Raw genomic sequence first — 15,059 nt, 5'->3', positions numbered from 1 at the left:
GATTGGCACACATCTCGGGCGGATTCCCAGTTGAGACGAATCACGAGGCAATCGGCCTCGCCGCAGGCGAGCCGGTAGGCTCGACGACATGACCTCAACAGATCGTGAATTCGACGTAATTCTCTTCGGCGCAACAGGATTCGTCGGGGAGCTCGTAGCCGCAGACCTGGCCGCCCACGCACCCGCCGGCACCCGAATCGCCCTCGCCGGGCGCACCCGCTCCAAAGTTGAGACGGTTCGTCAGAATCTTGGCGCGAACGCCGCGGGATGGGGCATCGTCGAGGCCGATTCGAACGACGAGGCGTCGCTGCGAGCTCTCGCCGAGAGCACCCGTGTCGTCATCTCCACCGTCGGCCCGTACGCGCGTTACGGCTTGCCCCTCGTCGGCGCCTGCGCCACCGCGGGCACGCACTACGTCGACCTCACCGGTGAGGTGCTCTTCGCCCGCGACTGCATCGACCACTACGACGAGGCGGCCCGGGCTTCGGGCGCCCGCATCGTTAATTCGTGTGGTTACGACTCGGTGCCGTCCGACCTGGCGGCCTTCCTCACCGCACAGACCGTTCGTGACGCCGACGACGGCGACCTCGGGGACACCACGGTCTACGCCTCGATGAAGGGCGGGATGAGCGGCGGCACCGTCGCCTCGGCCATTCAGCAGGCCGACGACATGGCCTCGCAGCCCGAACGCCGCAAGATCGCGGGCGACAAGTTCTCCCTCTCCCCCGATCGCGCCGCCGAGCCCGAGGGCGAGTACAAGGACTCGCTCAAGGTCGGTTACTCGGAGGACCTCGAGGCCTGGACTGCGCCGTTCGTCATGGCCTCGTACAACACGCGCATCGTGCGCCGCAGCAACGCCCTGTTCGGCCACGGATACGGCAAGACGTTCCACTACCGCGAGGTGATGAAGGCCGGAGCCGGCCTCAAGGGACGCCTGCGCGCCTACGCCATCGCGGGTGCCCTGGCGGGCGGTTTCGCGGCGCTGGGCAGCCAGAAGGCTCGCCCGATCGTGGAACGCCTCGTGCCCAAGCCGGGCAGTGGGCCGGACGAGAAGTCTCGCGTCAACGGCTTCTTCCGCATGGACCTGCGCACCACCACGACGACGGGCGCACGCTACCGCGGCGTCGTGGCGGCCCAGGGCGACCCGGGGTACAACGCCACCGTCGTCATGCTCGCCGAGGCCGCGCTCACGCTGGCCGAAGGCGACCTGCCGCAGCTGCCGACCGGCGCCGACGGCGGCGTGTTGACTCCTGCGGTCGCACTCGGCATGCCGTACGTCGAGCGCCTGCGCGCGCGTGACTTCACGCTCGAGGCGACGAAGCTTTCCTGACGCCCTCAGTCACCGCGGGTGCCGAGCACTCCGGACAGGGCGTCCAGCACGCCCGCGTCCTCGATCGTGCGCGGCACCTGCGGCGTCTCGCCGTCGGCCATCTGACGCATCGTCTTGCGCAGGATCTTGCCCGAGCGAGTCTTGGGCAGCGCCTGGACGACATCGACCGCACTCAGCGAAGCGAGCGCGCCCACCTCGTCACGCACCCGTGTGCGCAGTTCGTCCGCGAGGGCATCGATCTCGGCGTCACTGAACTCCCGTCCCGACTTCAACACGACGAGAGCGCGCGGCACCTGCCCCTTGAGCGGATCGGCCACACCGATGACGGCGCACTCGGCCACCGCGGGGTGGCCTGCGAGCGCCGCCTCCAGTGAGCCCGTCGAGAGCCGGTGGCCCGCGACGTTGAGCACGTCGTCGGTGCGGCCCATGATCCACACGTACCCGTCCTCGTCGATGTACCCGCCGTCACCGGTGAGGTAGTAGCCGTCGAAGGCGGCGAGGTAGGAGCTGACGTAGCGCTCGTCGTCCTGCCACAGCGTGGGCAGGGTGCCGGGCGGCAGCGGCAGCTTGATGCAGACGGCGCCCTCGGTGTTCGGTTCGAGCACCGTACCGTCGGGGGCGAGTACCTGGACGTCGTAGCCGGGGATCGGCTTGGTCGCCGAGCCCGGCTTGGCCTCGAAGGTCTCGATGCCCGTGGGGTTCGCCACGATCGGCCAGCCGGTCTCGGTCTGCCACCAGTTGTCGACGACGGGAACGCCGAGCTTCTCGTGCGCCCACGTGTAGGTGTCGGGGTCGAGGCGTTCGCCCGCGAGGAACAGCGTCCGAAGCGTCGAGATGTCTCGTTCGGCAAGGAGCTCCGCGTTCGGGTCTTCCTTCTTGATGGCCCGAATGGCGGTGGGGGCGGTGAACAGGCCCGCCACCTTGTGTTGCTCGATGACGCGCCAGAAAGCTCCGGCGTCGGGCGTGCCCACCGGCTTGCCCTCGTAGAGCACTGTGGCGAGGCCCGCGAAGAGCGGCGCGTAGACGATGTAGGAGTGCCCCACGACCCAGCCGACGTCGCTTGCCGTGAACCAGACGTCGCCGGTGCGCATGCCGTAGATGTTCGCCATCGACCACGTGAGCGCCACGGCGTGACCGCCGTTGTCGCGCACGATGCCCTTGGGGCGACCGGTGGTTCCGGAGGTGTAGAGCACGTAGAGCGGATCGGTGGCCTCGACGGCGACGCACCCGGCGGGCTGCACCGCGCCCGGCGCCATGACCTTCTCCCAGTCGAAGTCGCGCTCGCCCATCTCGGCCTCGTACTGCGGGCGCTGGACGATGACGCAATGGGACACCTCGTGCGTCGCCTTCTCGAGGGCGGCGTCCAGCATCGGCTTGTACTCGACGATGCGTGTGCGCTCGACGCCGCAGCTGGCCGACAGGACGACCTTCGGCTGCGCGTCGTCGATGCGGGCAGCGAGCTCGGATGCCGCGAAGCCACCGAACACCACGGAGTGCACGGCGCCGACGCGGGCGCACGCGAGCATCGAGATGACCGCCTCGGGGATCATCGGCATGTAGATGACGACGCGGTCGCCCTTCTCCACGCCGAGGGCCTGGAGCACACCGGCCGCACGGGCCACCTCATCGAGGAGCTGCGCGTACGTGAAGGTGCGCATGTCGCCGGTGACGGCGCTGTCGTGGATGAGCGCGAGCTCGTCGGCATTGCCTGCGATGACGTGACGGTCGAGCGCGTTGTAACAGGTGTTGAGCCGGGCCCCGGGAAACCAGCGGTAGAGCGGGGCGCTGCTCGAATCGAGCGCCTGCTTCGGCGGCGAGATCCAGTCGACGCCCCGGGCAGCCTCGAGCCAGAAACCCTCGGGGTCGTCGATGCTGCGCTGGTACGTCTCGGCGTAGGTCACATCGTTGTCGGCCATGAACACATCCTGCCCGCCGCCAACGGGTTACGCGTGAGTTCATCCCGACGTTTGTGCCAAGGTTGGCGCATGCTTCGCGAAATCCATTCGGCGGCCGAGCTCGACGAGGCCCTCGACGGTTCCGTCAGCCTCGACGGCTTCCGACTGCAGAACGTCGACCTGAGCGGTTCGGCGGGCACCCGCCTGCGCGAGGCGGCGGACCGCTTCGACGGCCTCGTCGTGCTGGGCGGTCAGGTACCGGGCGATCTCGCCATGGATCTCACGCGCCGGGGCGCCATCATCTTTCCGGCGGACCCCGGCGCGCCGGTGGACGCCTATCGTCACGCGCTCTACTCCCCCACCGAGCTGTACGACGGCCTGGAGCCGTCCGGGTACGAGGCGACTCCCGACGCCCGCGCCTACGCGTGGTTCGGTGACTGCGCGGCCCGTCACGACGCCTACGCGACGGCGCTACGAGCGCTCCACGACGACTCGATGCGCGACGCGCTCCAGGAGGCCCTCGACGGTCGGCGCACGGTCGGCATCATGGGTGGGCACGCGATGTCACGTGACGAGGCTGCCTTCCTGGAGATCGCGCACCTTGCGCGGCGTCTCGCGGACGCAGGCCTCGTCGTTCTGACCGGCGGCGGGCCGGGCGCGATGGAGGCGGCCAACCTCGGCGCCGCGGATCGCACGGGGCGACTCGACGAGGCCCTCGATGTCGTGGCGCAGGTGCCCTCGTTCCGCCCGGACATCGGCGCGTGGGCGAGCGCAGGATTCCGCGCGAAGGAGCTGCTCGGCTCGGGCGACGACCTGCGCAGCGTCGGCATCCCGACGTGGTTCTACGGCCACGAGCCTCCCAACGTGTTCGGTGATGCCATCGCCAAGTACTTCTCGAACGCGCTGCGCGAGGACGACCTCCTCGCGGGTTCGAACGACGCGGTCGTCGTCCTCGAGGGCGCAGCCGGCACGGTGCAGGAGATCTTCCAGAGCGTCACGCCGCTCTACTACGCCCCCGACGACGCGCCGCTGCCCGACCTCGTCCTGGTCGGGCAGCGGCAGTGGACCGAAATGGTTCCGGTGTGGCCGGCGCTCACAGCGCTGAGCGAAGGCAAGCGATTCGCCGAACACCTGCACCTCGTCGAGACGCCGGGTGAGGCGCTCGACATCGTGCTCGCGCGGGCCTGACGTGACGAGCGATCAGGCGAAGACGACGGTGCGGCGCCCGCGCAGCACCACGCGGTGTTCGACGTGCCACATGAGAGCACGCGCGAGCGCCATCGCCTCGAGTTCCTGACCCGCGGTCGACAGCTGGGCGGGCGGCATGCGGTGGTCGACGCGGCGGAAGTCCTGCTCGATGATCGGCCCCTCGTCGAGGTCTGCCGTCACGTAGTGCGCCGTCGCACCGATCACCTTGACGCCGCGCTCGTGCGCCTGCGTGTACGGCTTGGCGCCCTTGAAGCTCGGCAGGAGCGAGTGGTGGATGTTGATGACTCGCCCTGACAGACGCGCGCACAGGTCCTCCGAGAGCACCTGCATGTACCGCGCGAGCACGACCGTGTCGGCCTTCGTCTCCTCGATGATGCGCAGGAGCTCCGCCTCGGCCTGCGGCTTGGTCTCCTTCGTCACCGGCACGTGGTGGAACGGCAGCCCGTACCACTCGGCGACGCCCCGGAAGTCCTCGTGGTTGCTCACGATGGCGACGACGTCGATGGGCAGCTGTCCCGTGGAGACACGGAACAACAGGTCGTTGAGGCAGTGCCCCTGCCTGCTCACCATGAGCACGACCCGCTGACGTTCGCTGGCGTCGTGCAAACCGAGCGTCATGTCGAACTCCTCGACGACGCGCGCGAACGACTCCCGCACCGTCTCGACATCCGTGGGCTCCCCCTGGCGCGTGAGGTGCATACGCAGGTGGAACTCCCCCGACGTCGGGTCGGCGAACTGCTGGCTGTCGGCGATCGACAGGTCGTTCTCAAGCGCCACCCCGGAGACGGCATGCGTGATGCCGGTGCGGTCGGGGCAGCTGACGGTGAGGACGAACTCGCGTCCGGCTTCGCTCATGGGGTCTTCTTCGATCGATCTGACGAGGTTGCGGGTCCGCGTAACCTCGGCCCGGCTATGGCCGGGAAGGCGTCTCGCGAGCCTTCCTCAGCGCGGCTCGCGGGATGATCCGCGTGACTCAGGCCGTGATCGCGGCCAGCTGACCGCACGCGCCGTCGATGTCGGAACCGCGCGTGTCACGCACCGTCGTCGGGATGCCCCCGGCGCGCAGGCGCTCGACGAAGTTCTGCTCGACGCCCTTGCGCGACGCCGTCCACTTCGACCCCGGCGTCGGGTTGAGCGGAATCGGGTTGACGTGCACCCAGCCCTTGCCGCGCGCGTTGAGCTTCTTGGCGAGCAGGTCAGCGCGCCAGCCCTGGTCGTTGATGTCCTTGATGAGGGCGTACTCGATGCTGACGCGCCGGCCGGTGGTCTTGAAGTAGCGGTAGGCCGCATCCAGCGCCTCGTCGACGCTCCAGCGCGTGTTGATCGGCACGAGTTCGTTGCGCAGTTCGTCGTCGGGCGCATGGAGCGAGAGCGCCAACGTCACCGGGATGCCTTCCGCGGCGAGCTTGTCGATGGCCGGCGCCAGCCCGACGGTCGACATCGTGATGCCGCGCGCCGACATGCCGAGGCCCTCGGGGGCCGGGGCCGTGAGGCGCTTGATGGCGTCGATGGCGCGGCGGTAGTTGGCGAGCGCCTCCCCCATGCCCATGAACACGACGTTGCTCACGCGCAGCGGGTGCTCGCGGTCCTCCTCCTCGAGGCCGGGCAGTTCGCCGGAACGAAGGAGTCGGGCACCGGCGACGACCTGCTCGACGATCTCGGCCGTCGAGAGGTTGCGGGTGAGGCCCTCCTGGCCCGTGGCGCAGAAGGGGCAGTTCATGCCGCAGCCGGCCTGGCTCGAGATGCACATGGTGACGCGGCCCGGGTAACGCATGATGACGCTCTCGACGAGCGCACCGTCGTGGAGGCGGTGAACCTGCTTGAGCGTGTTGCCGCCGTCGGCGACGAGCGTCTTGACACTCGTGAGCAGCGGCGGCATGAGACCCGAGACGATCTCCTCGCGGCCGGCCTTCGGCAGATCCGTCATCTCGGCCGGGTCGGCGACGAACCGCTCGAAGTAGTGCGTCGAGACCTGCTTGGCGCGGAAGGCCGGAAGCCCGAGCTCCTTCGCGAAAGCCTGACGACCGGCGAGGTCGAAGTCCGCGAGGTGCTGCGGCGGCTTGCCGCGCCGCGGAGCAGTGAACGTCAGCTGCCCCGGCGCCGGCCGGGTTGTGGGGGTGGGAAGGTCAGTGGTCATCGAAGGTCTCCTTCGCGGGGATCACGCGGCGAACGCGGTGAGGACGGCCCACGTCACGGGCGCGGCGAGCACGAGCGAGTCGAGGCGGTCCATGAGGCCGCCGTGGCCGGGGATGAGGTTGCTCATGTCCTTGATGCCGAGGTCGCGCTTGATCATCGACTCGCACAGGTCGCCGGCCGTCGCGGCCACGACGACAGCCGAGCCGAGCAGGATGCCCACCCAGAAGGGAGCGTGGAGCACGAGCGTCACCGAGAGCACGCCCACGACGACGCAGCTCGCCCACGACCCGGCGAAGCCCTCCCAGGACTTCTTCGGGCTGACGGTAGGTGCCATCGGGTGCTTGCCGAACATGACGCCGGCGGCGTACCCGCCGATGTCGCTGCTGATCGTCACGAGGATGAAAACGATGATGCGGCTCACGCCGTCCGGAGCATGGAGGAGCATCATCGCGAACGACACGAGTGCCGGAACGTAGAGGGCGATGAACGCGGCCGCCGCCGTGTCGGCGGCGTCCTTGTTGGCGAGCGCCCCCCACAGGATGAACACGAGCACGCTGCCGACGAGCGCGGCCAGCATGGCCGACGGACCCATGACGTAGGCCGCCACGGGAATGACGGCCGCCGCGACGAGCGTCGGCGCCCAGGAGGGGCGGAAGTGGCCCGACGGCATGACCCGTAGCAGCTCGTGCGTGCCGATCACCGACGCCGTCGTCGCGAGGACGACGAACAGCTCCTTGCGGACGAACAGCGACACGAGCACGAGCCCGCCGAGAACGAGCGCAGCCAGCACTGCGGCCCGCAGGTCACGGCCGGCCTTGTTCTTCCTCGGAGCCGATGCGGGCGCAGCAACCGACCCCGCGCCGGGTGGCGGCGGGGTCGGTGGTGTTGCTGATGCAGGCATCGGGCTTTCGAGGACGAACTCGAGGTCAGACCTCGAGAAGCTCGGATTCCTTGCCCTTGAGGAGCGCGTCGATCGTGTCGACACGCTTCTTCGTCAGAGCGTCGAGGTCCTTCTCGGCGCGTGCGCCCTCGTCCTCGCCGATCTCCTTGTCCTTGACCAGCTTGTCGATGTCCTGGTTCGCCTTGCGGCGCACGTTGCGGACGCTGACGCGGCCGTTCTCGGCCTTGTCCTTGGCCATCTTGATGTAGTCCTTGCGGCGCTCCTCGGTGAGGGCGGGCAGGATGCAGCGGATCTGGTTGCCGTCGTTGCTCGGGTTCACGCCGAGGTCGGAGTCGCGCAGCGTCTTCTCGATCTCGGAGATGGCCGACTTGTCGAACGGAATGATGAGGATCGTGCGCGCCTCGGGCGTCTGGAACGACGCGAGCTGCTGCAGCGGCGTCGGAGCGCCGTAGTAGTCGACCGTCAGTCGGTTGAACATGGCGGCGTTCGCACGGCCGGTACGGATGGACGCGAAGTCCTCCTTGGCGGCGTCGATCGCCTTGTCCATCTTCTCCTCGGCCTCGAGGAGGATCTCGTCAATGTCCATGGCTTCGCTTCCGTTCGTCGTTTCTCTCGATCGCACGCCCGAATCAGGACGCGGCGACCAACGTTCCGATCTTCTCACCCTGCAGAGCGCGGGTGATGTTGCCTTCGCCTTCCATGCCGAACACGACCATGGGCAGCTTGTTCTCCATGCACAGGCTGAACGCGGCGGCGTCGACGATCTTGAGACCGCGCGCCAGGGCGTCCGCGTGCGTGACGGTGTCGAGCTTGACCGCCTCGGGGTTCTTGCGCGGGTCGTCGGAGTAGACGCCGTCGACGCCGTTCTTCGCGACGAGCACGGCGTCACAGTGCGTCTCGAGCGCACGCTGGGCGGAGACGGTGTCGGTGGAGAAGAACGGCATGCCTGCACCCGCGCCGAAGATGACGACGCGGCCCTTCTCCATGTGACGGATCGCGCGGCGCGGGATATACGGCTCCGCGACCTGCGTCATCTCGATGGCGGACTGCACGCGCGTCTCGATGTTCTCCTTCTCCAGGAAGTCCTGAAGAGCGAGGCAGTTCATCACGGTGCCGAGCATGCCGATGTAGTCGGCGCGGCTGCGGTCCATGCCCTTCTGCTGCAGTTCGGCACCGCGGAAGAAGTTGCCTCCACCGACGACGACCGCGACCTGGACGCCGGAGCGGACGGCCGGAGCGATCTGACGGGCGATCGCACGCACGACCTCCGGGTCGACGCCGACACTTCCGCCGCCGAAGACCTCGCCCGAGAGCTTGAGCAGCACTCGCGTGTAGGGGGTGCGCGTCTCGCCGGTGACCGGCTGACCGCTCGGAATGTCGCTCATTTCGCCTCCTGGCAGGCTCTCGGACATGCGTCGAGCAATACTTTCACACGCGTCACGGCCAGCGGAAACGAGCGTCACTCCCCCGGCACATAGGTGGCCCGCATGGCGCGGGAGGTTCCGGGCGCCAAGGTGACGGCGTTGTCGCGCACGTTCGCCGTTTCGATGCAGACGAAGCCCGGCCACGCGTCATCGGGGACGTCGCCCATGGCCGAGGCCTTCTCGATGTGCGGATTCCAGACGACGACGTCACCGCTGCCCTCGCGGGTCAACGTCAGCAGGCTGCGTGCGACGTCGTCACGCGACACCAGGCGCAACGGGGCGTCCTCGAGGTGGACGATCGAGTCGACCTCACCGTCGAACACGACGGCACCGTCCTGGGTGTGCGTGCGCCCTGTGAGCTGGTCGAGCACCGAGGCACCCTCGGCGCCCTCGACGGCGACCTGCCGCACGTCGGCGACCCTGAGGTAGGTGTGCAGGGCCGCCTCGACCGTGACGTCCACGGAGCCCTCGTTGACGGCGCCCAGCTCGAGGGCCAAGGCTTCCCCGAAGGTGACCACGTAGTGTGCCACGAGCCCCTCCGGCCAGCGGTCACCGCCCGGGGCACCCGCGACATCGGCGTGCGACAACTCGAAGTGCAACCGCACGGTCTCCGCATCGTCGTCCGCCTCCACGAGACGCCACGGCACCACACGCGCCGGACCGTGCGACGGCTTCATCTCACCCGAAACACCCGACCCGAACCACGGGAAACAGACCGGCACGCCACCACGGATCGCCGACGCGCCCGCCTTCGCAAGAGGGCTCATCCACAACATCTCCTCCCCACCGACCGGGACGAAACTCGTGACGTGGGCTCCGTGCAGCTGAACCACACACGACGAGCGGGTGCCGTCGACCCGCAGAGCATCGCCGCCGTCGAGGCCGTCGATGCGGGTGACAGAAGCGGGGAGCTCGGTGATGAAGTCGCTCATGGGGTCACGGTAACGGATGGGGTTGAGCACTGGGCATGACAAAGCCCGCTCCCTGCCGCGTGGGCTGGGAGCGGGCTGAGTCAGTGCGGTCACCAGTCAGACGCTATTTTTTCTGGCGTCTGACTGCGCACTCGGCTTCGGCCGCCGACGGAGCTCGCTAGCGCTCGCCACGTCGACAACCTTCGCCTCCTGCTTGTCAGACGCCGACCTTAAAGCGAAGGAAGCCCTTCACCTCTGCACCGGCCTCCTCGGCCACCTTGGCGACCGACTTCTTGGCGTCCTTGGCGAACGGCTGCTCGAGCAGCACGTTCTCCTTGAAGTAACCGTTGACACGGCCTTCGATGATCTTCGGCAGAGCAGCCTCCGGCTTGCCCTCCTCCTTGGCCGTGGCCTCCGCGACGCGACGCTCGTTCTCGACGACGTCAGCGTCGATCTCGTCACGCGTGAGAACCGAGGGGGAGAACGCGGCCGTGTGCATCGCGATGTCACGCAGCGTCGTCTCGTCGCCGGAACCGGCCACCAGAACACCGATCTGAGCCGGGAGGTCCGGGCTCGTCTTGTGCAGGTAGGAGACGACGACGTCGCCCTCGAGGCGACCGACGCGGTTGACGACGATCTTCTCGCCGATCGTGGCGTTGGCTTCGTTGAGGACGTCCTCGACGGTCTGGCCGTTCATGTCCGACTTGAGCAGTTCCTCGGCGTTCGTCGCCTTGACGGCAACGGCCTGCGCGAGGACCTGGTCGGCGAGGGTGATGAACTTGTCGCCCTTGGCGACGAAGTCCGTCTCGCAGTTGATCTCGACGAGGGTGCCGACGCCACCCTCGACCTTGGCCGTCACGAGGCCGTTGGAGGCCGAGCGGCCCTCACGCTTCGTGACGCCCTTGAGGCCCTTCACGCGAAGGATCTCGGTGGCCTTGGCCTTGTCGCCCTCAGCCTCGTCGAGAGCCTTCTTGACGTCCATCATTCCGGCGCCGGTTGCTTCGCGCAGCGCCTTGATGTCAGCGGCGGTGTAGTTCGCCATGTTTTTCGCTCCTCGGTGAGTCGAAAGAATGCTGTGGTGGTGCTCGGTCACCCGCCCGCCGTCACTCTGGTCGAGAGCGACGGCGGGCGGATGACGAAGCGGTGAAGGTCTGGAAAATCAGGCCTGCGAGTCGGCGATGGCCTGAGCCTGCTTCTCCTCGGCCTTGGCCAGAGCAGCGGCCTCGGCCGGGTCCTTCGTCGCGGCGGCGGCCGTCGAGTCAGCAGCTTCCTTAACGGACGTGGCGCCCGTCTCGGTGTCGGTCTTCGCAGCGGCGTCCTCGGAGGCGAGAAGCTCGCGCTCCCACTCGGCCATCGGCTCGTTGGTCGTGGCGGCGTCGCCCGACTTGCCCTGCGAGCGAGCCATGAGACCGTCGGCGACGGCGTCGGCGATGACGCGCGTCAGCAGCGTCACGGAGCGGATCGCGTCGTCGTTGCCCGGGATCTTGTAGTCGACCTCGTCGGGGTCACAGTTGGTGTCGAGGATCGCGATGACGGGGAGGCCGAGCTTGCGGGCCTCGTCAACCGCGAGGTGCTCCTTCTTCGTGTCGACGATCCACACGGCGGAGGGAACCTTGCTCATCTCACGGATACCGCCGAGGACGAGCTCGAGCTTGGCCTTCTCACGCGAGAGGAGCAGGAGCTCCTTCTTCGTGTAGCCGGAGCCGGCAACGTTGTCGAAGTCGAGGGTCTCGAGCTCCTTCAGACGCGTCAGGCGCTTGCTGATCGTCTGGAAGTTGGTGAGCATACCACCGAGCCAACGGTGGTTGATGTACGGCATGCCGACGCGGGTGGCCTGCTCGGCAATGGACTCCTGAGCCTGCTTCTTGGTGCCGACGAACAGGATCGTGCCGCCGTGGGCGACCGTCTGCTTGACGAACTCGTAGGCGTCGTTGATGTAGGTCAGCGACTGCTGCAGGTCGATGATGTAGATGCCGTTGCGCTCCGTCATGATGAAGCGCTTCATCTTCGGGTTCCAACGACGGGTCTGGTGTCCGAAGTGGACGCCGCTCTCGAGGAGCTGGCGCATGGTGACGACGGCCATGCCGAAGTCCCCTTTCATTTAGAGGTTTCAGTTCTTGCAGCCGGATTGCTGCCCTGGTGACCCGATCGACGGCCGCCGGCCCCATTCCCCTCGCAGAGGTTCACGGTGTCGGACTGCTGGACGTCGACCTCGCTTCACGCGCGGCCCGTTACCGGGTCGCGCCGTCGCAAAGAAGGTCACGCGAATTCGTCTCGTGAGCCTCGCTCCTCTTCGTCAACGCACCGGGGCGAGTGAACGCATCCGAACGTGGACACACAAGACGTGCCTCCAGCATACCGGTTGGGTTGCCCCGCCAAGAAATCGGCCCGAATGCCGGTCGGCTACGGTGAGGCGATGACCGGAAAGCGCTCTTCCATCACTGCTCCCGCGGGCGGAACGATCTTCGCCCGGATGACTCAGTTGGCCACCGAGACCGGCGCGGTCAACCTCGGCCAGGGCTTCCCCGACTCCGACGGCCCCGCCACGGTGCGCGACACCGCGATCGAGGCGATCAACGGTGGCCACAACCAGTATCCGCCGGCGCGGGGCACCGGCGAACTGCTCGCCGCCATCGCCCGGCACCAGCAGCGGTGGTACGGGATCGAGCTCGACCCGGCGTCCGAGATCCTCGTGACGACCGGCGCCACCGAGGCCATTGCGGCGTCGGTGCTTAGCCTCGTCTCCCCCGGCGACGAGGTCGTCATGTTCGAGCCGTACTACGACTCGTACGCTGCCATGGTGGAGCGCGCCGGCGGTGTGCGCCGAACGGTGCCGCTCCGTTTCCCCGACTTCGCCGTCGACGAGGCCGCCCTCGAAGCGGCCTTCAGCGAGCGCACGGCCGTCGTGCTGCTCAACACGCCGCACAACCCGACGGGCAAGGTGTTCACCCGCGAGGAGCTCGCGTTCATCGGCGAACTCGCGACGCGTCACGACGCGATCGTCATGTGCGACGAGGTGTACGAGCACCTGGCCTTCGCGCCCCACGAGCACGTGCCGATGGCGACGCTGCCGGGCATGGCCGAGCGAACCCTCACCTTCGGCTCGGGCGGCAAGACGTTCAACACGACGGGCTGGAAGATCGGCTGGGTCACCGGCCCGGCCGACCTCGTCGCCGTCGTCAACGGGGCGAAGCAGTACGTCACCTTCGGTACCGGCACTCCCCTGCAGCTCGGCATCGCGTCGGGTCTTGAGATGTCCGACCATTTCTTCACCGGCTTGCGCGAGGACATGGCGCTTCGACGTGACGTGCTCGCCGACGGCCTGCGCGCTGCCGGCTTCGACATCGTCCTCCCGCAGGGTGGCTACTTCGTCCTCGCTGATGCCGCTCCGCACGGCGTCACGGACGCTGAGCAATACGCGCTGGAGCTGCCGGAGGCGGCGGGCGTGGTTGCTGTTCCGGCGTCCGTGTTCTGTGACGACGCCGAGGCGAGCGGCATGGCGAGTGTCATGCGTTTCGCGTTCTGCAAGAAGCGTTCCACGATCGACGAAGCCGTGAGGCGGCTTGTGGACACGTACGGCCAGCGGGCCTGAGGGGCCTCTCGAACAGACATTTCCACAGGGCACCAGTTGCTCAGCTGCCGGTGAGCAGGGCAGGCAATCGAAGCTGAGGGCATGTCACCTGCCCGCCTTCGACCTGCGCTCGTCGGCGCCGTCGTCGTGCTCCTCGCGAGCAACGCAGCAGCGTCACCGCCCACTCGGGCGCCTGTGCCCGCGGCTCAGAGCAGCTCCCCGACGCGCGACGCCGTTGCTCCGTCCGAGCGGTTTGCCTGGCCGGTCGACCCGCACGTTGTGACGCGGCGGTTCGACCCTCCCGGGGTGAAGTGGGGTGCGGGCCACCGCGGTGTCGACCTTGCGACGACGCCAGGCACGTCGGTCAAGGCGCCCTCGGACGCCACTGTGACGTTCGTCGGCACGATCGCGGGACGTCCGGTCATCACGCTGCGCCATCCGGAGGGGTTCGACACGACGTACGAGCCGGTGGCGGCGGACGTCGAGCGTGGCGACCACGTGAGCAGAGGCCAGGTGATCGGCGAGATCACTTCCGGCGGTCACTGCGAGGAACGCTGCCTGCACTGGGGGTACAAGGTGGCCAAGGACGTCTACCGCGACCCACTGACGCTGGTCTCGGGCATTCGGCCCGTACTGCTGCCGCCGCTGTGAGCGGTGATCAGGCCCGTGGGTGCGCCTGGACGTAGCCCGCGCGCAGACGCTCCGCCGACACGTGGGTGTAGATCTGCGTCGTCGACAAGGAAGCGTGCCCGAGATACTCCTGCACCGTTCGCAGGTCGGCGCCGCCCTCGACGAGGTGCGTCGCGGCACTATGGCGCAGACCGTGAGGCGCGAGATCTGGTGCTCCCTCGACGGCGGATGTGGCCGCATGGACGATGCTGCGCACCTGGCGTTGGTCGATGCGTCCGCCGCGCACGCCGAGAAACAGAGCCTTGCCGGAGGCGGGTTGCGCGAGCGCGGGACGCCCCGTCGATCGCCAGAGGCGCAGCGCCGTTTCGGCCGGCGCGCCGTAGGGCACCATGCGTTCCTTGCGCCCCTTGCCCATGACACGGACGAGTCGATTCGTCTCGTCGAGGCTCGCTTCGTCGAGAGACACGAGTTCGCCGACGCGCATCCCCGTGGCGTAGAGGAGCTCGAGGACGGCGGCGTCACGGAGCGCCACGGCGCGCGTCGTCGGATCGCTCTCGCCGCCCGCCCTCTCGGCTGCATCGCTGGAGCGCGTCTCCCCGGTACCTCCAGCACTCGTCCTGTCGCGCGCGGCGTCGAGGATCTGCGCGGCTTGCGACGCCTGCAGCACGTCCGGCAGCGACGCGTGCCGCTTCGGCGCCGTGAGCCGAAGCGACGGATCCGTCGCCATGACGCCCTGCTTCTTCGCCCACCGACAGAAGGTGCGCGCGCTCGAGACCCGGCGGGCCACCGTCGTGCGTGATGCGCCGCTCTCACTGACGCCCGCGAGCCATCCGCGCAGGTGGGTGAGTGTGAGATCGCCCCAGAAGCCGACGCCCACCTCGTCGAGGTGATGGCGCAGACTTTCCAAGTCGCCCGCGTACGCACGCACTGTGTGGGGCGAACGCTCACGTTCTGCGCTGAGGTGATCGAGGAAGCGTTCGATCACGCTGGCGGCCGGTCCGGACATGGTTCGAGGGTAGTGCGCGACCTCCACGTCCTCGCTGCACCGACAC

14 protein-coding genes are annotated in these 15,059 nt (G+C 68.2%); 4 read left to right on the top strand and 10 right to left on the bottom strand.

Annotated features, from left to right (window positions below; translation table 11 throughout):
* Window positions 1-88: 88 nt before the first annotated feature.
* The gene (locus EVU97_RS09165; RefSeq protein WP_047312000.1) at window positions 89-1,330 is read left to right on the top strand and encodes a trans-acting enoyl reductase family protein; all 1,242 of its coding nucleotides are present in this window, start codon (window positions 89-91) and stop codon (window positions 1,328-1,330) included.
* A 5-nt stretch (window positions 1,331-1,335) separates the two neighbouring features.
* On the opposite strand, the gene EVU97_RS09160 is transcribed toward EVU97_RS09165, so the two are convergent.
* Window positions 1,336-3,246 (bottom strand): propionyl-CoA synthetase, encoded by a 1,911-nt coding sequence (locus tag EVU97_RS09160; RefSeq protein WP_129665240.1) that lies wholly within the window; start codon window positions 3,244-3,246, stop codon window positions 1,336-1,338.
* A gap of 69 nt (window positions 3,247-3,315) precedes the next feature.
* On the opposite strand from EVU97_RS09160, the gene EVU97_RS09155 reads away from it, so the two are divergent.
* The gene (locus EVU97_RS09155; RefSeq protein WP_047311999.1) at window positions 3,316-4,413 is read left to right on the top strand and encodes an LOG family protein; all 1,098 of its coding nucleotides are present in this window, start codon (window positions 3,316-3,318) and stop codon (window positions 4,411-4,413) included.
* Window positions 4,414-4,425: 12 nt separating this feature from the next.
* Here the strand turns inward: EVU97_RS09155 and purU are convergent, their stop codons facing one another.
* The 8 genes from purU to rpsB all read right to left on the bottom strand — a co-directional run bounded on the left by purU (window position 4,426) and on the right by rpsB (window position 11,889).
* The gene (gene purU / locus EVU97_RS09150; RefSeq protein WP_129665238.1) at window positions 4,426-5,289 is read right to left on the bottom strand and encodes a formyltetrahydrofolate deformylase; all 864 of its coding nucleotides are present in this window, start codon (window positions 5,287-5,289) and stop codon (window positions 4,426-4,428) included.
* 118 nt (window positions 5,290-5,407) lie between these two features.
* The gene (rlmN, locus tag EVU97_RS09145; RefSeq protein ID WP_129665236.1) at window positions 5,408-6,571 is read right to left on the bottom strand and encodes a 23S rRNA (adenine(2503)-C(2))-methyltransferase RlmN; all 1,164 of its coding nucleotides are present in this window, start codon (window positions 6,569-6,571) and stop codon (window positions 5,408-5,410) included.
* A 21-nt stretch (window positions 6,572-6,592) separates the two neighbouring features.
* Window positions 6,593-7,471 (bottom strand): phosphatidate cytidylyltransferase, encoded by an 879-nt coding sequence (locus EVU97_RS09140; RefSeq protein WP_047311996.1) that lies wholly within the window; start codon window positions 7,469-7,471, stop codon window positions 6,593-6,595.
* Window positions 7,472-7,496: 25 nt separating this feature from the next.
* A complete protein-coding gene (gene frr, locus EVU97_RS09135; protein WP_047311995.1) occupies window positions 7,497-8,057 on the bottom strand; it encodes a ribosome recycling factor in 561 nt (186 codons plus the stop codon).
* A gap of 43 nt (window positions 8,058-8,100) precedes the next feature.
* The gene (gene pyrH / locus EVU97_RS09130; RefSeq protein WP_047311994.1) at window positions 8,101-8,856 is read right to left on the bottom strand and encodes a UMP kinase; all 756 of its coding nucleotides are present in this window, start codon (window positions 8,854-8,856) and stop codon (window positions 8,101-8,103) included.
* 74 nt (window positions 8,857-8,930) lie between these two features.
* Window positions 8,931-9,827: a D-hexose-6-phosphate mutarotase gene (locus EVU97_RS09125; protein WP_129665234.1), complete on the bottom strand. Its 897-nt coding sequence runs from the start codon at window positions 9,825-9,827 to the stop codon at window positions 8,931-8,933.
* Between the two features lie 196 nt (window positions 9,828-10,023).
* Window positions 10,024-10,848, bottom strand: a complete 825-nt coding sequence (tsf, locus tag EVU97_RS09120) for a translation elongation factor Ts (RefSeq protein WP_047311992.1) — start codon at window positions 10,846-10,848, stop codon at window positions 10,024-10,026.
* A 117-nt stretch (window positions 10,849-10,965) separates the two neighbouring features.
* Window positions 10,966-11,889, bottom strand: a complete 924-nt coding sequence (gene rpsB, locus EVU97_RS09115) for a 30S ribosomal protein S2 (RefSeq protein ID WP_129665232.1) — start codon at window positions 11,887-11,889, stop codon at window positions 10,966-10,968.
* A 333-nt stretch (window positions 11,890-12,222) separates the two neighbouring features.
* On the opposite strand from rpsB, the gene EVU97_RS09110 reads away from it, so the two are divergent.
* Both EVU97_RS09110 and EVU97_RS09105 read left to right on the top strand, forming a co-directional pair.
* Complete coding sequence (locus tag EVU97_RS09110) at window positions 12,223-13,398, top strand: aminotransferase class I/II-fold pyridoxal phosphate-dependent enzyme (protein WP_129665230.1); 1,176 nt, start codon at window positions 12,223-12,225, stop codon at window positions 13,396-13,398.
* Window positions 13,399-13,479: 81 nt separating this feature from the next.
* Entirely contained in the window at window positions 13,480-14,028 is a 549-nt protein-coding gene (locus tag EVU97_RS09105) for a M23 family metallopeptidase (protein ID WP_129665228.1), read from the top strand.
* 7 nt (window positions 14,029-14,035) lie between these two features.
* Here the strand turns inward: EVU97_RS09105 and EVU97_RS09100 are convergent, their stop codons facing one another.
* A complete protein-coding gene (locus EVU97_RS09100) occupies window positions 14,036-15,013 on the bottom strand; it encodes a tyrosine recombinase XerC (RefSeq protein WP_129665226.1) in 978 nt (325 codons plus the stop codon).
* Window positions 15,014-15,059: the final 46 nt, after the last annotated feature.

Origin of the sequence: Dermacoccus sp. 147Ba, from assembly GCF_004151355.1 — a bacterium.
Lineage (GTDB): Bacteria > Actinomycetota > Actinomycetes > Actinomycetales > Dermatophilaceae > Dermacoccus > Dermacoccus abyssi.
The sequence above is the reverse complement of the archived record's forward strand: the minus strand, read 5'-3'. Positions and strand labels throughout refer to the sequence as shown.